Below are 20090 nucleotides of genomic sequence, written 5' to 3' on the forward strand. Positions count from 1 at the left end.
CAGCCCCCGGCCATCACGGCCGGGGGCTGGTCGAAGAGCTGCCGAGCTGGACTACCAGCCCTGCTGCTGACCGCCGTAGCCCTGCTGCGGGGGCTGGCCGTAGCCGCCCTGCTGGGGCTGCTGCGGGTAGCCACCGGTGTTCGGCTGACCGTAGGCCTGCTGCTGCGGCTGGCCGTAGCCACCGCCGCCGTAGGACGCGGTGTCCGGCCAGTTGATCACGACGGTGCCGCAGATCTTGTCGGAGTACGTCTCGTTCTTCGGCTTGTTCCACAACGGCGACAGGTAGTTGACCAGCGAGCCGACGCCGCAGAGCAGACCGAACGCGTAGTTGAGGAGCAGGCGGAGGAACGCGGTGCCGCCGCCGGGCGGCTGCTGCGTGTCCTCCTTGACGACCTTGATCTTGGCGACCTTCTTGCCCAGCGACTGTCCGGTCGAACCGCCCTTGAGAACGGTGTTCCAGATGAAGAAGCCGAACAACCCGCCGTAACCGACGACGTAGGCCAGCAGCACGAAGATGCCGCCGGTCGACGCGTCACCCGTGCTCGCGCCGATGCCGGCGAAGACACCGACGATGATCGCCGCGACGACGCCGGGCGCGGCGTAGTCGATCAGGCCCGCGACGGCGCGCGGACCCCACTCGGCGTAACCGGTGGGAGGCGCCGGTGCGTAGCCGGGCTGGCCGTAGCCGCCCGGCTGACCGTAGGCCTGCTGCTGCGGCTGCCCGTACGGGCTCGACTGCGGAGCGCCGTAGGGCTGCTGCGGCTGACCGTAGGGCTGCTGCTGCGGCTGGCCGTACGGGTTGGACTGCGGAGCACCGTAAGGCTGCTGCGGCTGACCGTAGGGCTGCTGCGGAGCGCCGTACTGGGGCGGCTGGGCGGGGAAACCGCCAGAGCCGGGTCCCTGTGCCGGGAAGCCACCCGAACCGGGAGCTGCCGACGGCACCTGCCCGGGGCTGACGACCTGGGTGGCGTCCGCGTTCTGCTGCGGTGCGGCGGGAGCATGACCAGGCGAGACGACCTGCGTGGCGTCCGGGTTCGGGTTGGCCGCTGCCGGCTGCCCACCTCCTGGGACGATCTGCGTGGCGTCCGCGTTGGGCTCCTGCTGCGGCTGACCGCCGAACTGGTTTCCTGGCGGCTGCGGAGCGTTCATCCGGTTTCCAACCCCCTTGGCTGGGCCGTGGGTACGAGTAAGACTGATGATGATCTGGGGCGTCACGCTATCGGACGCACCGGCATCTACGCTCAGCGACCAGCCAAGAACCCCAGAATGTCCTGACGAGTTACGACTCCGGCGGGCTTGCCGTCCTCCAGCACGAGGGCGGCGTCGGCGCTCGAGAGCGCGTTCATGGCGATGCCGACCGGCTCACCCGCGCCGAGCGTGGGCAGCGGCGGCGACATGTGCTTGTCGAGGCGGTCGGACAGCTGGGCCTTGCCGGTGAACAGGGCGTCGAGCAGGTCGCGCTCGTTGACCGCGCCCGCGACCTCGGCCGCCATGATGGGCGGTTCGGCGTTGACGACGGGCATCTGCGAGACACCGAACTCGCGCAGGATCGCGACGGCGTCACCCACGGTCTCGTTGGGGTGCGCGTGCACGAGGTCGGGGAGCATTCCGCCCTTGCGGCGCAGCACGTCGCCGACGGTCGCCCCGGTCGAGTCGGGCGGCAGGAAGCCGTAGGACGCCATCCAGCGGTCGTTGAAGACCTTGGACAGGTAGCCGCGGCCACCGTCCGGGAGGATCACGACCACGACGGCGTCTTCCGGCAGGTCCTTCGCGATGCGCAGGGCGGCGGCGGCCGCCATGCCGCAGGAACCGCCGACGAGCAGGCCTTCCTCGCGGGCGAGGCGGCGGGTGATGTCGAACGAGTCCGCGTCGGAGACCTCGACGATCTGGTCGCAGATGGTCTTGTCGTACGCCTCGGGCCAGAAGTCCTCGCCGACGCCCTCGACCAGGTACGGGCGGCCGGTGCCGCCGGAGTAGACGGAGCCCTCCGGGTCCGCGCCGATGACCTGCACGGCGCCGTCCGAGATCTCCTTGAGGTAGCGGCCGGTGCCGGAGATCGTGCCGCCGGTGCCGACGCCCGCGACGAAGTGCGTGATCTTGCCGGCGGTCTGGCGCCAGATCTCGGGGCCGGTCTGGTGGTAGTGGCTCGCCGGGTTCTCCGGGTTGGAGTACTGGTCGGGCTTCCACGCGCCGGGGATCTCGCGGACCAGCCGGTCGGAGACGTTGTAGTACGAGTCGGGGTGCTCGGGTGCGACGGCGGTCGGGCACACCACGACCTCGGCCCCGTAGGCCTTGAGGACGTTGCGCTTGTCCTCGCTGACCTTGTCGGGGCAGACGAACACGCACTTGTAGCCCTTGCGCTGCGCGACCAGGGCGAGCCCGACGCCGGTGTTGCCCGAGGTCGGCTCGACGATCGTGCCGCCGGGCTGAAGTTCACCCGATTTCTCCGCGGCCTCGACCATCCGCAGCGCGATGCGGTCCTTCACGCTGCCACCGGGGTTCAGGTACTCGACCTTCGCCAGCACCGTGGCCTTGATCCCCGTGGTCAGGGAGTTGAGCTTGACCAGCGGCGTGTTGCCGACCAGATCGACGACGTGTTCGACGTACTCCACCGGTATCTACTCCCTGCTCCCACTCTCCGAGATAGCGGGACGAAGCCTAGCTCTAGTGGCTGCGGAGGTTAATTCGAACAGCGGAACCGACGATTCCACTGGAAAGGGGGTGTTGCGGATGATCGGACTCAGGACGCTGCGTGCTGTGGCGATGACCGCCGCGACGCTCGGAGGCCTCTCCGGCGCACTGGTGGGACTGCTCACGGAGCAGGGAAGACGTGCCCGGACGGCCATTGGCGTGCTGGAGCACCTGTGGCCCGCGCCGGACGGCGTGTACCTCGACGACGGCCGCGATCCGGTGCGGCTGGCGGTGCTCGGCGACTCGATGGCGGTGGGTGTCGGTGTGACCCATCCCTCGCAGATGCCGGGCGTGCTGCTGGCCCAGGCGCTGGCGGAGGAGGCCGAACGGCCGGTGCGCCTGTCGACGTACGCCATCAGCGGCTCGACCACCCGTGACCTGGTGCCGCAGGTCGACGCGGCCGTGCTGGACGCACCCCAGGTCGCGTTGATCATCATCGGCGCGAACGACGTGACGTCGCGGATGAGCCCCGGCGAGTCGGGGCGGCTGCTGGCCGAACAGGTGCGCAAGCTGCGCGCGATCGGCTGCGGCGTCGTCGTCGGCACGTGCCCCGACCTGGGGATCGTGCGGCCGATTCCCCAGCCGTTGCGGATGGTCGGGCACCAGTACAGCCTGCGTCTCGCGGCCGCGCAGACCGCCGCGGTGCGACAGGCCGGTGGCGTGCCGGTGTCGCTGGCGAACCTGCTGGCGCCGGAGTTCATGGCGCGGCACGCCGACATGTTCAGCTCGGACCGCTTCCACCCCAGTTCCGTCGGCTACGAGGCGGCGGCAGGTGTGCTGCTGGCGCCGTTGTGCCAGGTGGCGGGGCTGTGGCCCGGTTGGGTCGCGCCCGCTCTGCCGTTGCGGTCGGCGGCGGCGTTGGCGGTGCGGCCCTCACGCGTGCCGGGATGGCTGCAGAAGCGGCACGCATGAGTTTCGGAATTCTCGTCACTCGCGCTGGCCGGGGTGAGCGGACGTTAACTAGGCTCGACGGCAACCTTGACTCTCAACGAGGAGTTTCGTGATGCCTGAGGCCGTGATCGTCTCCGCCGCCCGCTCCCCCATCGGCCGTGCGGGCAAGGGCTCGCTGAAGGACGTGCGGCCCGACGACCTGGTGGCGCGGATGATTCGCGCGGCACTGGACAAGGTGCCGCAGCTCGATCCCGCGCAGATCGACGACCTGATGCTCGGCTGCGGCCTGCCCGGCGGCGAGCAGGGCTTCAACATGGCGCGCGTCGTGTCCGTGTTGCTGGGCTACGACAACCTGCCCGGCACGACCGTGACCCGGTACTGCGCTTCGTCCCTGCAGACCACGCGCATGGCGCTGCACGCCATCAAGGCGGGCGAGGGTGACGTGTTCATCAGCGCCGGCGTCGAGACCGTGTCGCGGTTCGCCAAGGGCAGCTCCGACTCGTGGCCGGACACCCACAACCCGCTGTTCGGCGAGGCCGAGGCGCGCACGGCTTCCGTCGCGGCGTCGGGTGCCTCGGAGTGGGTCGACCCGCGTTCGGTGGACGTCGTGCCGGACGTCTACATCCCGATGGGCCAGACCGCCGAGAACCTGGCACTGCTCAAGGGCATCTCGCGCCAGGAGATGGACGAGTTCGGCGTCCGCTCGCAGAACCTCGCCGAGAAGGCCATCGCGGACGGCTTCTGGGCCCGCGAGATCACGCCGGTCACGCTGCCCGACGGCACCGTGATCTCGTCCGACGACGGCCCGCGCGCCGGCGTCACCTATGAGGCCGTGTCCCAGCTGAAGCCCGTCTTCCGCCCCGACGGCCGCATCAACGCCGGCAACTGCTGCGCCCTGAACGACGGCGCCGCGGCCCTGGTGATCATGTCCGACACCAAGGCCCGCGAACTCGGCATCACGCCGCTCGCCCGCGTCGTGTCGACCGGCGTCTCCGGCCTGTCGCCGGAGATCATGGGCCTCGGCCCGGTCGAGGCCTCGAAGCGCGCGCTGGCGCTGGCCGGCCTGTCGGTCTCCGACATCGACCTGGTGGAGATCAACGAGGCGTTCGCCGCCCAGGTGATTCCGTCCTACCAGGACCTCGGAATCGACCTGGACCGGCTGAACGTGAACGGCGGCGCCATCGCCGTCGGCCACCCGTTCGGCATGACCGGCGCGCGCATCACCACGACCTTGATCAATTCGCTGCAGTTCCACGACAAGCAGTTCGGTCTGGAGACCATGTGCGTGGGCGGCGGCCAGGGCATGGCGATGGTCATCGAGCGCCTGAGCTGAACTTTCGTTCAAGATCTGCAATTTGACGCTTGCAAGTGGCTCCGTATCACCCGAACGGAGCTACTTGCCTGCGCCCTTTCTGCCGATGAGTTGAATCATCGCGCTATGGCGTCATCAGGCGAGGGGAAGTCCGTCCCTACCGATGAGCAAGGAGGGGTCGGACATGCCCTATGTGTGGTGGCAAAGCGAATATGACCTGCAATGCCATGCTTTCTCCCGAGACCAGGCCGATGGTTCGCGCAGCTTTTACGAGGCCGTCTGCGAACATTCGGTGCCCGACGAACGGGTGTCGCGCGCGCAGGCGGGAGCGCTCTGCACGACCTGCCTGATCAAGGTGGGCACCGAACTGCCCGACGTCCGCTGGCGGGTCTAGACCCGCCGCATGCCGACACTCGCCGGTGCGCTCTCGATGAAGCCGTGCCGTTCGTAGAGACGACGGCCGGGCGGGTCGGCGAGCAGGTTGACGTACGCGTTCGGGGACTGCGCGTGGACGTGGTCCAGCAACGCGGTGAGGATCGCGTCGCCGATGCCTTTGCGTTGATGATGCGGCAGCACCGCCATGTCGATGACGTGGAAGTACCAGCCGCCGTCACCGAGCACGCGGCCCATGCCGGCGGTTTCGCCTGATTCCACGTGAATGACACTGGCGCTCGCCCATGCGCCGTTGATGCCGTTTTCCGCTTCTTCACGAGTTCGCGCGCTCAGTCCGGATTCCTCGCGCAACCGCAGGTAGTCGTCGACTGACGGCGGTTCCATGACGAGCCGGTATGCGGAGTCCACTGAATTCCCCCTCAGTTGTGCGCGTTGTTCGCGCGATGACGATAGAGGGCGGTCCGCGCTTCCTTCGTGTCGAGCGCCTGGAGTCCGTGGACGGCCCAGTCCGCCAACGACTCGTCTTCGTGGTCCAAGTGCTCGACCAGGATCGGCAAGGCCTCGGGCGAGCGGGCATCCCCGATCAGTTCCAGCAGCCAGGCACGCAAACCGCGGTCGTCCTCTTCGGCCCTGAAGGCCTCGATCAACTCGTCGAGGTGCTCCGCCGCGTGCGGCCGCAACAGGGCGAAGCCGTCCTCCCGGTCCTGCCCGTTGTGGCGACGCATCAACCGCATGGCCTCGTCGAACCTCTTCGTCATCCCGTCTCCCCTGCAACGCCGGAGGGGCGCCCCGCCGCAGCGGAACGCCCCTCCGGAACACCCGAAGCGTCAGTCCGAGTTGAAGTACGACAGCAGGCGCAGGATCTCGGTGTACAGCCACACCAGGGTGACGGTGAGACCGAACGCGATCTGCCACGCGTACTTGGCCGGCACGCCGGCCCGGATCGCCTGGTCGGCGGCGTCGAAGTCGATCAGGAAGCTGAACGCCGCGAGGCCGATGCAGACGAGGCTGAAGATGATCGCGAGCGTGCCACCGTTGCGCAGGCCGAGACCGCCGGCGGTGAAGAAGCTCATGATCAGGTTGAACAGCATGAGGACCGCGACGCCGATGATGGCGCCGGTGATCCACTTGGTGAACTTCGGCGTGACGCGGATCGCGCCCGTCTTGTAGACCACGAGCATGCCGGCGAAGACGCCGATCGTGCCGATGATGGCCTGGCCGATGACCACGACGCCCTGGCCGGGGTTCTGGGTCCACCGGTCGATCATGCCGCCGATGATCCCGCTGAACGCGCCGAGGAAGACGCCCTCGACGGCCGCGTAGGCGATGACGAGCGGCGGGCTCGGCACGCGCTTGAACGAGATGATCAGGCCCAGCACCAGGCCGATGATCGCGGCCGGGAAGAGCAGGACCCATGCCTGCATGAGGTAGGTGACGACCGCGGTCACGGCCACCACGGCGAGCGTGATGCCCGTCTTGGTGACGACGTCGTCGATCGTCATCGGCCGCTCGCTGGTCAGCGGCGGCGGGGCCTGCTGGTAACCGGCCTGCTCTGGCTGGCCGAAGCCTGCGTAGCCTCCGTACCCGCCGCCGGTCGGCAGGTTGCGGAAGGCCGGGTTGCTGCTCGAGCGCACCTGGATCCTCCTGTGGCGTTGCTTTACGCCGTCACTGGGTTCAACGAGCACGCTCGGTGCCATGTTCCCCATCGGTAAAGGCGACTTTACCCCCGACGACGATCACACGTGCGCAAATACTGCGCCAACTCCAGAGCGTTATGCGACTACGGCGTGTCGCGGCGTGTCTGACCCGAAGGACGTAAGGCCCGTCACATTCCAATCACGTTCACACGCTCAGTAGCGAGACACTTCCTCCTCGTGGCGGCTTGTCCCCGGTCTGGGGGACCGACAAGCTCGCACGCGGGATCTACACAGGTCAGAGGGGATCACGATTCATCATGGGCTGGAAACGTCTGGCCGCCGTGGCGATGGTTTCGGGGCTCGCGCTCCTGACCGTTCCCGCGACGGCGTCAGCGGTCGGCGTCAAGGGCATCGGCCACAACGCGTCAGGGCTCCAGCCCAACGCCACACCGGGCAGCGAGTGGCACGGGTCATACATCTGGCAGGACAAGCAGGTGTGGTGCGTGCAGTACGCGCTCCCCGCGCCGGACAGCACCGTCGGCTACAAGGAAGGCGACGAGCTGCTCACCAAGGCGGGCAAGAAGCTCGCTCCGGAGATCGCGGCGAACATCTCCTACCTGCTGCTGCGCTACTCCACGACCAAGTCGCCGGACGAGGCCGCGGCCCTCGCGCACCTGCTGCACAGCTGGACGTCGGTTCCGGACGGCGCGGTGCGGCTCGACACGACCGACGCGAAGTTCCTCGCCTACGACGCTCCCTTCTACGCCGCGCGGCTGCCGCAGTCCGTCATGGACACCGTCAAGCGCCTGCAGGACGATGCCGCGGCCAACCGCGGTCCGTGGACGCTCAGTGCCATCGCGCCGAAGGAACCGCTGATCATCGACACGGAGTCCACCTGGACCTTGTCTCTGGTCAAGGCCGACGACAAGGGCGTCACGAACGCTCCCATCGACTTCACGCTGACCGACGCCAAGCTGGCCGACGGCAAGACCAGCGGCACGGCCACCACGGGTGCCGACGGCAAGGCGGCGGCCGTGAAGATCATCCCAACGGGCCCGAAGCCCGCGATCGCGGCCGTGGCGGACGCCCCGGCACCCAAGCCGGTCGTGCACTTCCCCATCCAGACGGACAACATGCAGCGCATGGTCACGACCGGTGGCGAGACGAAGCTGAACGCCGCCGCGAACGGCCAGGCCAAGACCGCTCCCGGCGCCGTGAAGATCACCAAGATCGACTCCGAGACCAAGAAGGCCATCGCGGGCGTCGCGCTGCGCGTCACGGCCAAGGACCAGACGGCCGCGGCGAAGAAGCAGGACGACACGGACCTGGTCGGCACCGACGGCAAGCCGCTGGTGCTGCAGACCGGCCCCGACGGCACGGTCGAGGTGCCGGACCTGCGCACCCCGCAGGAGATCTGCCTCGTCGAGGTGGCCGCCCCCAAGGGTTACGAGGAGTTCTTCGACCCGAAGGCGCCGCCTGTCTCGTGCGGCACGGTCGCGGCGGGTCAGACGCTCGCGCTCGAACTGGTGAACAAGCCGAACAAGCCGGTCGTGCCCAGCACGATTCCCGCCGGCGCCGACGGTCAGACGCCGGTCGCGACCGCGTCGTTCGACACGCAACTGCGTCCGGGCCTGATGCTGACGGCGGGTGGACTGGTGCTGCTCGGCGCGGCGCTGGCAGGCTTCCTGGTGTGGCGCAGGCAGTGAGTCCCAGGGCTTTTCTGACCGGCACGCTGGTGGCGGGCATCGCCGCCGCCAGCGTGCTGGTCACCACGTCCGAGACCGAGGTCCTCAAAGGACACGCGATCGCGGACGAGATCCCGGTCGTCGGACCGGGACCGGTGGCGGACAGCCTGAGCACCGGCCGCGGTCCCGACCTCACCGGGTTGCTCGGCGGGGCGAACACGGCGAACGCCAGGCCGGTCGAACCCACCGCGCAGCAGCAGCCCGCGCCGCCCAAGGCCGGTCCGGGTTCCGTCCGGCTGCCCTCGGGCGGTTCGGCCACGCTGGTGCGCAAGGAGGTCAAGGACGGCGTGCTGCCGGTGCCCGACGGCATCGGCGAGGCGACCTGGTGGGGCACCGAGCTCGCGGGTGCCGAGGGCGCGACGGTGCTGGCCGGGCACGTCGACTGGAAGGGCGCGAAGGGCCCGTTCGCGGAGCTGTGGCAGGCGCAGAACGGCCGTGAGGTCGTGATCGCCGACAGCGGGGGCAAGGAGTTCAAGTTCCGCATCAAGCAGATCGAGACGGTCCGCAAGGAAGAGCTCCCGGCGCGCGCTGTCGAGTTCTTCGGCCCGCGTGGCCCGCACCGGCTCGTTCTGGTCACCTGCGGTGGCACCTGGGTGGGCGGCCAGCAGGGGTACGAAGCGAACCGAGTGGTCATCGCCGAACCCGTTCAGTGACCAATCGCGCACCTCGCGCAACCCGTTCGGGTGATCAGTCGTCTCCTAATGTGTGAAGCGGTGGGGATGGTTGACCACGGGCCTGGCTCTGGGGCTGGTTCTGGCGATGGTGATGACCCTGGGGTCGCACAAGGAGCAGACGCCTCAGGCGGACTCCGGCCCGTTGCCGATGGCACCGAGACTGCCCGCTCCCAAGGACGCGGGGCCGACGCCGACCGTGCCCGCGGCCACCCAGGAACAGATGCAGAAGCTGTCGTGGATGCACAAGCTCGCGCCCGGTGAGAAGCCCCCGCAGTTCGTGCTCTTCTCCTTCGACGGCGCGGTGTCGAAGCAGCACTGGGACAAGATCCTGCCGATCGCGAAAGCCAAGAACGCGCACGTCACCGGCCTGCTGTCCGGCGTCTACATGCTGGCGGACCAGGAAGGCGTCCAGTACCAGCCACCCGCCGGACTCAAGCGCGGCCTGTCCGACATCTCGTTCGGCGGCACCAGGCAGGACATCACCGCCCGCATCGGCTACCTGAACCAGGTGATCGCCGACGGCCACGAGATCGGCACGCACTACAACGGCCACTTCTGCTCGAACGGCTCCCAGCCGTCGGTCGACAAGTGGGACACGGCGGCCTGGAACGCGGAGCTCGACCAGTTCAAGCAGATCGTGGACAAGTCACGCGCCGCCGGCCTCAACCTGCCCGCCGACGCCGTCCGAGGTGGACGGACGCCGTGCCTGGAAGGCAACTGGGACCAGGCTTTCCCCGCGATGGCCTCGCACGGGCTCGTCTACGACACCAGCAAGGTCGCTCTCGGCGTGCAGTGGCCGACCGTCCAGAACGGACTGTACGAGTTCCCGATGCCCGAGGTGCGCGTGCCCGGGCTGGGCAAGCAGGTCGTGATGATGGACTTCAACCTCTGGTACTCGCTCAACCAGGCCAAGGAACAGCCGGAGCGCGCGGCCGACTTCGCCCAGATCGTCCTCGACACCTACAAGTCGGTGCACCAGGCCGCGTTGAACGGCAACCGCGCGCCGATCGTCGTCGGCAACCACTTCAACGAGTGGAACGGCAACGCGTTCTCGACGGCGATGGAGCAGTTCATGGAGTTCGTGTGCGACAAGCCGGAGACGGTGTGCGCCACCTACACCGAGGTGATCCAGTGGATGCAGCTGCAGGATCCGGCGGTGCTGGACCAGCTCCGCCGGATGCCCGCCGCCCGAAACTAGTGGCGCGTCACGGAACGTCGGCGAGGTGATCCACGCTCAGCAGGGCACCTCGCGGCACCGCCCCCACGCCCCCGTACAACCAGTACGAGGACGTGGGGGCGGCACCACGACGCACCCGTCTGACCGCGAATTCCCCCGGCAACGTTCCGAGCCACACCACTAGCCGTCGGTGGAGATGATCCGGTCGTCGTTCGCGCCCGGCGAGCCGTTGGCGTCCTGATTGGACGTTCCGAGCCACAGCGTGCCGTCCGGCGCCGTGGTCACCGCGCGCACCCGGCCGTAGCCGGTGAACACCGCCTGCGGAGTGCCGAGCGTGGTGCCGTTCACCGGGATCTTCCACACTCGCTTGCCGGTGACCGCGCCGACGTACAGGGCGTTCTTGTAGTAGGCGATGCCGGTCGGACCGGCCTGGCTGGTGGACCACGTCTTGACGGGGTTCGTCATGCCCGCGGTGTTGCAGTTGCCCTCACACGTCGGCCAGCCGTAGTTCTTGCCGGCCTCGATCCGGTTGATCTCGTCGGTCGTGTTGTTGCCGAACTCCGTGGCGTACGCGGTGTTCCCGATCCAGGTGATGCCCTGGACGTTGCGGTGACCGATCGAGTAGACCACACTGCCGGCGCGAGGGTTGCCGGCAGCGGGCTTGCCCGCGGTGTCGAAGCGGAGAACCTTGCCGCCCAACGAGTTCCAGTTCTGCGCGTTGGCGGTGTTCTGGCCGTCGCCCGTGGTGGCCCACAGGAAGCCGTCCGGCCCCCATTCGAGGCCGCCGCCGTTGTGGTAGCGGTTCTTGGGGATTCCGGTCACGATCGGCTGCGGTGTACCGCCGAGCTGCAACTTGGCGACGCGGTTGTCGCTCGCCGTCGAGTAGTAGATGAAGACCGAGTTGTCGGTCGCGAAGCTCTTCGACACGGCGAGGCCGAGCAGTCCGCCCTCACCGCCGGTCGTCTGGGCCTGTTCCACCGTGTCCAGTTCGGTCACGGTCGTGCCCTTGATCTTCTTGATCTTCCTGGTGTCCCGCTCGGTGAAGATGCCACTGCCGTCCGGCAGGAACTCGATGTCCCACGGGATGTCCAGCTTCGTGGCGAGTGTCCGTTCGGCCAGGACGGAGGGATCGTCCTGGGCAGAGGCGGGCATCACGCAGAGGGACGCGGCCACGGCAGTGCAGGCCGCCACGGCTGCGATACGACGAGCACGCATGTGCTCTCCTTCGGGTCCGCTCGTGGATTAGGGCGGCGGCGGTGTTGCAGGGCGTATTTACGCAATCACAGATCGCAGGCACCCGCAACGGTGACCCGATGTTCCGGCACACGCACCGACTCCGAGCAGGTGAAACGCCGCGATCCACCCGATGACTTCAGGGAACTTTATGTACGGTCTAGACCGTGCCTGGCCTGACCACCTACCGTGTGGTCAGCCGCCGCGCCCCCACGGAAAGCGCTTGCTCGCCCACCCCGGGCTTGCGGGCAGGACACCCGAGGAGTTGCGCCATGAACGTTGCCGTCACCACCACCGAGACCAAGCTTCCCGAGGTCAGGCGCGAGTGGGTCAAGCCGGACTTCCGCGACTTCGAGACGCCGATGGAGGTCACCGCCTACGCGGCTCGCAGCTGACGTCAGGCTTCGCGCCGGGGTTCCCCAGCTCGCGCCGGGAACCCCGGCTCCCGCGCGTCGTTCGTGGTAGACCGAGGAGTTTCCGACCATGACTGCCGTCTCTCCCGCGGAGTTCGTCGCCGAGCTGCGCGCCCTCGCACCCCGGTACTGGGACAGCCATCCGTTCCACCTGCGCATGCACGCCGGTCAGTTGAGCAAGCACGAGTTGCAGGCCTGGGCCGCGAACCGCTGGTACTACCAGCGCTGCATCGCGCAGAAGGACGCCGCGATCCTGTCGAACTGCCCGTCGCCGGAAATTCGCCGTCAGTGGCGGGAGCGGATCGTCTGGCACGACGGCACGCAGCCGGGCGAGGGCGGTGCGGAGAACTGGATCCGCCTCGCGGAAGCCGTGGGGCTGACGCGGGAGGAGGTGCTCGACGAACGCCACGTGCTGCCCGGCACGCGTTTCGCCGTCGACGCCTACGTGAACTTCGCGCGCACCAAGCCGTGGGTGGAGGCCATCGCCTCCGGCCTCACCGAGATGTTCTCGGGGGCGTTGATGCGCAAGCGTTTGGCGGCGTTGCGGGAGCAGTACCCGTGGATCGCCGAGGAGGGCTTCGCGTACTTCACCAACCGCATCCAGGCGGTCGCAGGGGAAGGACAGGCCACTGTGGACATCGTCGTCGCCCATTCGCTCACCCGCGAACAGCAGCTGGCCGCTGTCGACGCGCTGTCGTTCAAGTGCGACGTGCTGCGGGCCGTGCTGGACGCCGTCGACTACTACTCGGGCAAGGGCAGGCCGTGACGACCGCCGTCGCGCTGGACGCGGTGCCGCGGATCCGGCGTGGCGTGAAGTGCACCTACGACCAGATCCGGGAGGCGCACGTCGTGCTGTTCCCCGAGGGCGTGCTGGTGCTGAACGAGACCGCGGCTTCCGTTGTGGCGCTGTGTGACGGCGTCCGATCCGTCGGGGACATCGCCGTCGTGCTGGCGGACGAGTACGACGGTGTCGAGCCCGAGGACATCGCTTCGCTGGTCGCCCGCATGGTCGAACGAAGGGTGGTGGACGTCGATGGCTGAGGCTCCTTTCGGCCTGCTGGCCGAGCTGACGCACCGGTGCCCGTTGCAGTGCGGCTACTGCTCGAACCCGCTGGAGCTGGTGCGGCGCGACGCCGAGCTGTCGACCGAGGACTGGCGGCGGGTGTTCGACCAGGCCCGGTCGCTGGGCTGCCTGCAGATCCACCTGTCGGGCGGCGAACCGCTGCTGCGGCCGGACCTGCCCGAGTTGGTGGCACACGCGAACAGCCTCGGCTGCTACGTCAACCTCGTCACGTCGGGAGTCGGTCTCTCGCGCGATCGGTTGCGGGAGCTGGCTTCCCTGGGTGTCGATCACGTGCAGCTCTCTCTTCAGGACGCGACTCGCGCCGGGAACGACAGGATCGCGGGCATCAAGGCGTTCGACCGGAAGATCGAGGCCGCGGCCCACGTTCTCGACGAGGGCCTGCCGCTGACGGTCAACACCGTGCTGCACCGGCAGAACCTCGACAACATCGCCGGCATCATCGCGATGGCGGAACAGATGGGCGCCGAGCGTCTGGAGCTCGCCAACACCCAGTACTACGGCTGGGCGCTGCGCAATCGCGCGGTGCTGCTGCCCACTCGCGAACAGCTCGCCATCGCCGATCCGATCGTGGCCGCGGCGCAGGAACGCCTGCGCGGACGGATGGAGATCGTCTACGTCATCGCGGACTACCACGAGGCCCACCCGAAACCCTGCATGTACGGGTGGGGCGCGCGGCAGCTGACGGTGGCACCGAACGGCGACGTGCTCCCCTGTCCCGCCGCCACGGTGATCTCGTCGCTGACGATCGAGAACGTGCGCGACTCCTCGTTGCACGACATCTGGCACGACTCGCCGTCGTTCAACGCCTTCCGCGGGTTCGAGTGGATGCGGGACCCGTGCCGCTCGTGCCCTCGCAAGGAGATCGACTTCGGCGGGTGCCGCTGTCAGGCGTTCCAGCTGACCGGCGACGCCGCCGCGACTGATCCCGTGTGTTCCCTGTCCCCTGCACGGTCCACTGTGGACCTGATCCTGGAGACCGAGATGGCACCGGTCGAGTTGCCCGCGATGGCGATGAGGAAGATGCGGTGAAGGCGGTTCTGCTCGGCACGACGGCAGGTGGCGGTTTCCCGCAGTGGAACTGCGCGTGCGCCCTGTGCGTGCGCGCTCGTTCCGGCGCGTTGCCGTCGCGATCCCAGGACTGCCTGGCGATCAGCGGCAACGGCACGGACTGGTGGCTGGTCAACGCCTCGCCGGACATCCGGACGCAGATCGCCACGTGCTCGTTCCTCAACCCCGGACCTGGCGCGCGCGACACCCCGTTGCGCGGCGCCCTGTTCACCGACGCGGAGCTCGACCACACCCTCGGGCTGCTGACCCTGCGAGGGGGCGCGGGCCTGACGGTGTGGGCTCCCGGCCCGGTCCTGCACGCGTTGCAGGACCAGTTCGACCTGCGCACGGTGATCGACGGCTATGCGCCGGTGGCGTGGCGTCAGGTCGAGGCCGACCAGTCGTTCTCGCTCGGCGGGATGCGCGTGTCGGCGATCCCGATCAGCGGCAAGCGACCGAAGTACGCCCGTTCGTCCACTGTGGACGGGCACTGGGTGGTCGCGTACCGGTTCGAGGATCTCGTCTCCGGCGGTGTGCTGGTCTACGCGCCCTGTCTGGCGTCGTGGCCCTCCGGTTTCGACGAGGTGGTGGCCGGGGCCGACTGCGTGCTGCTGGACGGCACGTTCTACGCGGCCTCGGAGATGGGTTCGGCGACCGGCAGCTCGTCCGGCCAGGCGGCGATGGGTCACCTGCCGATGTCCGCGAGCCTGCCCGAGCTGCGGCGGTTCCCGTCCGTGCGGCGCATCTACACGCACCTCAACAACACCAACCCGGTGCTCGACCCGTCGTCGCCGGAGTTCTCGAAGGTCCGCGAGGCCGGTGTCGAGGTTCCGTTGGACGGCACGGTGATCGAGCTGTAGATCGGCCACAATCACCGGATGTCCTACGTGATCGGTGGCCGGCCGCTGGCAGCGCGACTCGTCGCGGAGATGCCGTCGTTCGTGCGGCAGGTGATCGCCTCGCTGGTGGAGCGCGTGCCCGCGTACGCCCAGCTGCCCGCGGAGGAGCTCGACGGCGACATCTTCCGCGTCACCGAGCACGCCCTGCGCGCGTTCGCGGCCGTGCTGGCCACCGGTGAGTTGCCCTCGGCCGACGAACTGCGGTTCCTGCGCGAGTCGGCGGCGCGGCGGGCCGAGGAGGGCGTGCCGATCGACGTGGTGCTCACGGCGTACCACGTGGGCATCCAGGTCGTGTGGGAGACGCTGGTGCCCGAGGCGCGTCCCGAGGAGGTCTCGGACGTGCTCGCGCTGAACGCGTTGGCGCTGCGGTACCTGCAGCTCGTGACGCCCGTGGTGAGCGCCGGGTACCTCGACGAGCGGCAGACGATGTTCGACGACGAACGCTCGGCGCGTGCGACGCTGCTGACCGGTCTGCTCTCCGGAACCGTTGAGGCGTCAGGGCCGTACGTCGTGCTGGCGCTGCACATCCCGCCGCATCCGGACGAGCTGCTGGACGGGGTGGACGCGGCGGTCGCCGGGCGGCGGAAGCTGCGCCGCCTGCGGACCGAGCTGGAACGGCACAGCCGCGAGCCGGTGCTGTCGTCGCTCACGCCCGATGGCGGTCTCGCGTTGCTGCCGGGTGAGGACCCGCCGCTGGAACGGATCGTCGCGGACGTGACGCGTTCGGCGGGGACGCCGGTGACGGTGGCGGCGGTCGCGGCCTCACCCTCCGAGGTCGCGGCCGCCGCGGTCCTGGCGCGCGAGGTCCTGGCCGTCGCGGTGCGGTCGGGTCCGGGCCTCTACCGGCTCGCCGACGTGTTGCTGGAGTACCAGCTGTCCCGGCCGAGCGCGGCCCTCGGACCGTTGGCGGCGATCGTCGGGCCGCTGACCGAGGAACTCGTGCAGACGCTGGAGGTCTATCTGCGACGCGGGTCTCGGCGGCCGGCCGCTTCGGAGCTGCACGTGCATCCGAACACCGTGGACTACCGGTTGCGGCGGGTCGCGGAGCTGACCGGGCTGGATCCGACGCGGATCGAGCACGTCACGCTGCTCGCGGCGGCGCTGGCGGCGCGGAGGGCGAGCTGACGCAGGGGTACCCCCTGGCTGGGAACCCCTGCGTCATAACCTACGCAGCGGGTCCGACAAGATCAGTTGCCTTCGCCACCGCGGTGCCGAAGGCCTTCATGCCGGCCGCGTTCGGGTGCAGGGGCGCCGCGATCGTCGTCGGGATCAGGCCCTCCAGGTAGCGGTCCGCGGGCTTGGCGCACGTGTCGTGGCCGACGCTGACCGCCGCGAGGTCCACGTAGGTCGCGCCGCGCTTCTCCGCCTCGGCCTTGGCAGTGGTGCTGAGCAGGTTCACCGAGGCCTGCAGGTAGTCGCTGTCGCGCGCCCAGATCGGCTGGACCGGGTAGCAGCCGCCGGGGCGGATGTAGGTGCCGTAGCCGGTGACGAGGATCTTGGCGTGCGGTGCCCGGCGCTTGACCTCGTCGAGGGCGGCGCCGAACTCGGGCGCCCACTTGGCGATGTCCGCGGCCACCTTGTCGCCGCCTGCCGTCAGCCGGTCCCTGCAGGACAGACCCACTGGTTCCGGGAGCAGGTTGATGCAGCCCAGGGCGGTCTGCACGAGGCCGACGTCGTTGCCGCCGATCGTGATCGACACCAGGTCGGTGGTGGGCTTGAGCGCGTCGTACTGCGGCTTGACGAACCCGAACTGGCGGCCCGCGAAGTCGTCGGTCTTCGCACCCGAGCACGTGACGTCGGTGAGCGTCGCGCCGAGCAGATTCGCGACGATCTGCGGGTAGTTGTGATCGCTGCGCAGGCACCACAGGGCCGGGTCCTGGTTCGGGATCAGCGGACCGGCCGCCGCCGAGTCGCCCAGGGCCACGTAGTCGAGGGTGTCCGCCTGCGCGGTACTTGTTCCGGCGACCAACATCGCCACGACAGCCAACCCGGCCACGATTCGCATTCCGATCCTCCAACGCCGTTGTCAGGTCTGCTCATCGTGGTGGCTCAGGTCACTTGTGCGGGTGGGACGTTGCCCAGAGTCATCCGGTCGTGTTTGTGACCGATCACAATGGGTCCGTGACTCCTGGGGAACTCCTGACGTTGGCCGCGCAGTCCTGCGTGGACGGCGCCAAACTGCTGCGCGACATGCGCGTCGACGTGTCGTCGAAGGGCACTTTCGACCAGGTCAGCACGGCCGATCTGGAGGTGGAGGCGTTCCTGCGGGCCGCCCTGGTCTCCGGTGCTCCCGGCTCGGCCGTTGTCGGTGAGGAGCTGGGCAGCTCGTCCGCCCCGCTCACCTGGTACGTCGACCCGATCGACGGCACGCGGAACTTCGTGCGCGGCATCCCGTTGTCGTGCATCTCGGTCGCGGCCGCCGTCGAGGGCTCGCTGGTCGCGGGCTGCGTGCTCGACCCGTTCCGCGACGAGCTGTTCACGGCGGCCGTCGGCGTCCCGTTCCGCGTCACCTCGACGGGCCTCACGATCCCGCCCGGCACGAGCCCGCGGCCGCTGGTGCTGACCGACATCCCGTTGCCCGGCAGCCCGTACCAGGGCGAGATGGAACTCCTGAGCGATCTTCTCGCTGTTGCGGACGTGCGCCGCGTCTACTCGACGGCCCTGTCGCTCGCGTGGGTCGCGACGGGCAGGGCGGACGCGGCGGCGAACATCGGCATCCACCCGTGGGACGTCGCGGCGGGCGCGGTCCTGGTCCGCGAGGCGGGCGGGGAGTTCCGCGAGATCGGCACGAACGGTTTCGTCGCCGGCCGGGGTGAGATCGTCGGCTGGCTGGCCGAACGAATGGAAGGCATCGTCTCGTGATCGATCTCAGCGGCAAGGTCGTGCTCGTCACCGGCACCGGCGGCCCCATCGGCACCGGCATCGCGCTCCGGTTCGAGGCCGCGGGCGCCCGCGTCGTCCGCCACCGGGGCGTCGAGGACGGCGACCTGCGCACGTCGGCTCAGCGCGTGGTCGACGACGTCGTCGCGCGGCACGGCAGGCTGGACGCGGTGGTCAACAACGCCGGCGTCCAACCCGTGGAACCGTTGCCGGACATGACTCCCGAGCAGTGGCGGTTCGTCGTGGACGTCAACCTGACGGCCCCGTTCGCCGTCACCCAGGCCGCTGTGGCGCACCTCCCGGTCGGCGGCTCCGTCACGCACATCGCGTCGATCGAGGGCACTCGACCCGCTCCCGGCCACGCGCACTACGCGGCCTCGAAGGCCGGTCTGATCATGCACGCGCGAGCGGCCGCGCTGGAGTACGGGCCGCGTGGCATCCGGATCAACACGGTCTCGCCCGGCCTGATCGCGCGGCCGGGCATCGAGGAGCAGTGGCCGGAGGGCGTTGCCCGGTGGCGTGCGGCGGCACCGCTCACCCGTCTCGGCACACCGGAGGACGTCGGCGACGCGTGCGTGTTCCTGGCCAGCGGCCTGGCTCGGTGGATCACGGGGCACGACCTCGTGGTGGACGGAGGAGTGACCGCACGGCCGACCTGGTGACCGCAGTCACCTTCGTGTCACACTAAGTAGCCGCGCACGCGTTTTACATCAGTTCGTACAGAACCGACAGGGCACAAAGACCCCACCGGAAGTGTTCATCGATAGGCGATAAAAAACCAGGTCACAAGCGATAAGTAACTCAGTGCACACGGTCCGTATCCATCGGCTATGAAATGTCTCAACTCGGTCACATGTCAAAATTTGCCTACCCAGAGTGATAACAGGCACGTCCTTCCCGTCGAAACCTCAACCAGTCGCACTGGACCAGAGGGGGACGGACGACATGACATCTGAGTACCGAGCAGTTTCCCGACGCACGCTCCTGACCGCCGCACTCGGCGGTGCCGCCGTGGGCGTCGTCGGCCACAGCCTGTTCGCCGGAGCCGCCAACGCGGCACCCGCGGCCGGCCGCAAGACGCTTCTGATCGGCAGTGTGGATCGGCTCGGCAACGGGATCCTGCAGCTGACCGACCCGAGCCTGACCGGCGAACAGAGGATCGTCGCCGTCAACGGCCAGCCGAACGGGATCGTGGGTTCGCCCGACGGTCTGCGCGCTTACGTGGGGACGGTCTTCGGGCCGGGACTGAGCGTCGTGGACGTCGACGGCGGCCGGGTGACCAGCGAGGTCGCGGTCGGCGGGTTCGCCAACGAGCTCGTCGTCTCGCCGGACGGCAGGACCGTCTACGTGGCGACCGGGTCCAGCGGCGCCGGGGGCTCCAGCGGCCACGTGGCCGTGGTCGACACGGCGACCGGCGAGGTGCGCGCGCTGATCAAGGCAGGTCTGCTGCCGCGCACGCTGGCGCTGACGCCGGACGGCAAGCAGCTGTTCGTCGGGGACGAGCGGGCCAAGGGCATCACGATCATCGACACCGCGAAGGACGCCGTGTCGGGTTCGTTCAAGACCGAGAAGTCGGCGTTGCAGCTCGCCATCGACCCCAAGGGCAAGAGCCTGTACGTGGCGTCGTCGCGTGAGCTGATCACGTTCGACCTGCGCGGCGGGAAGACCGGTTCGACCGAGCTCGAAGGCGTGCCCTGCGGTCTGGCCGTGCATCCGAACGGGACGTTCGCGGTGGTGAGCCTCTACACGGGCCGCGCCACCGACTCCCAGCTGGTGACGGTGAACATCAACTCCAACAAGGTCAGGACCAAGGAGGGCAACGGCAAGGCGAACGGTCCTCTGACGATGAGCAAGGACGGCGGGCGCGCGTTCGTGCTGGACAAGAAGAACCGCAAGGTCATCTCAGCGGACACGGACTCCGGCAAGCCGGACAGCTCGCTGTCGACCCCCAACTCGAACACGCCGACCTCCGTCGCGTTCGTCGAAACCGCCTGAGCGCCGGAGGGAATCCACG

The 20090-nt window shown here is 68.8% G+C and carries 22 protein-coding genes; 15 read left to right on the forward strand and 7 right to left on the reverse strand.

The window, feature by feature from the left end; translation table 11 throughout:
* Positions 1–51: 51 nt before the first annotated feature.
* Positions 52–1149 (reverse strand): RDD family protein, encoded by a 1098-nt coding sequence (locus tag ACIRG5_RS29910; protein WP_402910571.1) that lies wholly within the window; start codon positions 1147–1149, stop codon positions 52–54.
* A 92-nt stretch (positions 1150–1241) separates the two neighbouring features.
* A complete protein-coding gene (locus ACIRG5_RS29915) occupies positions 1242–2612 on the reverse strand; it encodes a cystathionine beta-synthase (protein ID WP_402910573.1) in 1371 nt (456 codons plus the stop codon).
* Positions 2613–2730: 118 nt separating this feature from the next.
* On the opposite strand from ACIRG5_RS29915, the gene ACIRG5_RS29920 reads away from it, so the two are divergent.
* The 3 genes from ACIRG5_RS29920 to ACIRG5_RS29930 all read left to right on the forward strand — a co-directional run bounded on the left by ACIRG5_RS29920 (position 2731) and on the right by ACIRG5_RS29930 (position 5288).
* A complete protein-coding gene (locus tag ACIRG5_RS29920) occupies positions 2731–3603 on the forward strand; it encodes an SGNH/GDSL hydrolase family protein (protein WP_402910576.1) in 873 nt (290 codons plus the stop codon).
* Positions 3604–3694: 91 nt separating this feature from the next.
* Complete coding sequence (locus ACIRG5_RS29925; RefSeq protein WP_402910579.1) at positions 3695–4915, forward strand: acetyl-CoA C-acetyltransferase; 1221 nt, start codon at positions 3695–3697, stop codon at positions 4913–4915.
* A 163-nt stretch (positions 4916–5078) separates the two neighbouring features.
* Complete coding sequence (locus ACIRG5_RS29930; protein WP_319980312.1) at positions 5079–5288, forward strand: hypothetical protein; 210 nt, start codon at positions 5079–5081, stop codon at positions 5286–5288.
* On the opposite strand, the gene ACIRG5_RS29935 is transcribed toward ACIRG5_RS29930, so the two are convergent.
* The 3 genes from ACIRG5_RS29935 to ACIRG5_RS29945 form a co-directional block, all read right to left on the reverse strand.
* Positions 5285–5695 carry a GNAT family N-acetyltransferase gene (locus ACIRG5_RS29935; RefSeq protein WP_402910581.1) on the reverse strand — a complete coding sequence of 137 codons (411 nt, stop codon included), beginning with the start codon at positions 5693–5695 and terminating at the stop codon, positions 5285–5287. The two genes, ACIRG5_RS29930 and ACIRG5_RS29935, sit on opposite strands and share 4 nt — an antisense overlap.
* An 11-nt stretch (positions 5696–5706) precedes the next feature.
* The gene (locus ACIRG5_RS29940; protein ID WP_402910584.1) at positions 5707–6045 is read right to left on the reverse strand and encodes a HEAT repeat domain-containing protein; all 339 of its coding nucleotides are present in this window, start codon (positions 6043–6045) and stop codon (positions 5707–5709) included.
* 69 nt (positions 6046–6114) lie between these two features.
* On the reverse strand, positions 6115–6921 hold the full coding sequence (locus tag ACIRG5_RS29945; RefSeq protein WP_402910586.1) for a Bax inhibitor-1/YccA family protein: 807 nt from the start codon (positions 6919–6921) through the stop codon (positions 6115–6117).
* Positions 6922–7241: 320 nt separating this feature from the next.
* Between ACIRG5_RS29945 and ACIRG5_RS29950 the strand changes: the two genes are divergently transcribed.
* The 3 genes from ACIRG5_RS29950 to ACIRG5_RS29960 all read left to right on the forward strand — a co-directional run bounded on the left by ACIRG5_RS29950 (position 7242) and on the right by ACIRG5_RS29960 (position 10541).
* Complete coding sequence (locus ACIRG5_RS29950) at positions 7242–8630, forward strand: collagen binding domain-containing protein (protein WP_402910588.1); 1389 nt, start codon at positions 7242–7244, stop codon at positions 8628–8630.
* The gene (locus tag ACIRG5_RS29955; protein ID WP_402910590.1) at positions 8615–9322 is read left to right on the forward strand and encodes a class F sortase; all 708 of its coding nucleotides are present in this window, start codon (positions 8615–8617) and stop codon (positions 9320–9322) included. The genes ACIRG5_RS29950 and ACIRG5_RS29955 overlap by 16 nt, the downstream gene beginning before the upstream one ends.
* Positions 9323–9392: 70 nt before the next feature.
* Positions 9393–10541, forward strand: coding sequence for a polysaccharide deacetylase (locus tag ACIRG5_RS29960; protein ID WP_402910592.1), 1149 nt, complete (start codon positions 9393–9395; stop codon positions 10539–10541).
* Between the two features lie 159 nt (positions 10542–10700).
* Here ACIRG5_RS29960 and ACIRG5_RS29965 read toward each other — a convergent pair whose 3' ends face one another.
* Positions 10701–11735, reverse strand: coding sequence for a PQQ-dependent sugar dehydrogenase (locus ACIRG5_RS29965; protein WP_402910595.1), 1035 nt, complete (start codon positions 11733–11735; stop codon positions 10701–10703).
* A gap of 290 nt (positions 11736–12025) precedes the next feature.
* On the opposite strand from ACIRG5_RS29965, the gene pqqA reads away from it, so the two are divergent.
* The 6 genes from pqqA (at position 12026) to ACIRG5_RS29995 (ending at position 16321) form a co-directional block, all read left to right on the forward strand.
* Positions 12026–12148, forward strand: coding sequence for a pyrroloquinoline quinone precursor peptide PqqA (gene pqqA / locus ACIRG5_RS29970; RefSeq protein ID WP_063758378.1), 123 nt, complete (start codon positions 12026–12028; stop codon positions 12146–12148).
* Positions 12149–12236: 88 nt separating this feature from the next.
* Complete coding sequence (gene pqqC / locus ACIRG5_RS29975; protein ID WP_093602629.1) at positions 12237–12932, forward strand: pyrroloquinoline-quinone synthase PqqC; 696 nt, start codon at positions 12237–12239, stop codon at positions 12930–12932.
* Entirely contained in the window at positions 12929–13207 is a 279-nt protein-coding gene (gene pqqD / locus ACIRG5_RS29980) for a pyrroloquinoline quinone biosynthesis peptide chaperone PqqD (RefSeq protein WP_319980320.1), read from the forward strand. The genes pqqC and pqqD overlap by 4 nt, the downstream gene beginning before the upstream one ends.
* A complete protein-coding gene (gene pqqE, locus ACIRG5_RS29985; protein WP_402910600.1) occupies positions 13200–14279 on the forward strand; it encodes a pyrroloquinoline quinone biosynthesis protein PqqE in 1080 nt (359 codons plus the stop codon). Before pqqD ends, pqqE begins: the two co-directional genes overlap by 8 nt.
* Positions 14276–15157 carry a pyrroloquinoline quinone biosynthesis protein PqqB gene (pqqB, locus tag ACIRG5_RS29990; RefSeq protein ID WP_402910603.1) on the forward strand — a complete coding sequence of 294 codons (882 nt, stop codon included), beginning with the start codon at positions 14276–14278 and terminating at the stop codon, positions 15155–15157. The genes pqqE and pqqB overlap by 4 nt, the downstream gene beginning before the upstream one ends.
* Positions 15158–15175: 18 nt before the next feature.
* On the forward strand, positions 15176–16321 hold the full coding sequence (locus tag ACIRG5_RS29995) for a PucR family transcriptional regulator (protein ID WP_402910606.1): 1146 nt from the start codon (positions 15176–15178) through the stop codon (positions 16319–16321).
* 40 nt (positions 16322–16361) lie between these two features.
* Here ACIRG5_RS29995 and ACIRG5_RS30000 read toward each other — a convergent pair whose 3' ends face one another.
* Positions 16362–17201, reverse strand: a complete 840-nt coding sequence (locus ACIRG5_RS30000) for an SGNH/GDSL hydrolase family protein (RefSeq protein ID WP_402910609.1) — start codon at positions 17199–17201, stop codon at positions 16362–16364.
* Positions 17202–17317: 116 nt separating this feature from the next.
* Here ACIRG5_RS30000 and ACIRG5_RS30005 point away from each other — a divergent pair, with 116 nt between their 5' ends.
* The 3 genes from ACIRG5_RS30005 to ACIRG5_RS30015 all read left to right on the forward strand — a co-directional run bounded on the left by ACIRG5_RS30005 (position 17318) and on the right by ACIRG5_RS30015 (position 20071).
* Positions 17318–18058, forward strand: coding sequence for an inositol monophosphatase family protein (locus ACIRG5_RS30005; protein WP_402910612.1), 741 nt, complete (start codon positions 17318–17320; stop codon positions 18056–18058).
* The gene (locus ACIRG5_RS30010) at positions 18055–18738 is read left to right on the forward strand and encodes an SDR family NAD(P)-dependent oxidoreductase (protein WP_402910615.1); all 684 of its coding nucleotides are present in this window, start codon (positions 18055–18057) and stop codon (positions 18736–18738) included. Before ACIRG5_RS30005 ends, ACIRG5_RS30010 begins: the two co-directional genes overlap by 4 nt.
* A 283-nt stretch (positions 18739–19021) precedes the next feature.
* Entirely contained in the window at positions 19022–20071 is a 1050-nt protein-coding gene (locus tag ACIRG5_RS30015) for a hypothetical protein (RefSeq protein ID WP_402910617.1), read from the forward strand.
* Positions 20072–20090 lie beyond the last annotated feature (19 nt).

Origin of the sequence: Lentzea sp. NPDC102401 (assembly GCF_044765805.1) — a bacterium.
GTDB lineage: Bacteria > Actinomycetota > Actinomycetes > Mycobacteriales > Pseudonocardiaceae > Lentzea > Lentzea sokolovensis.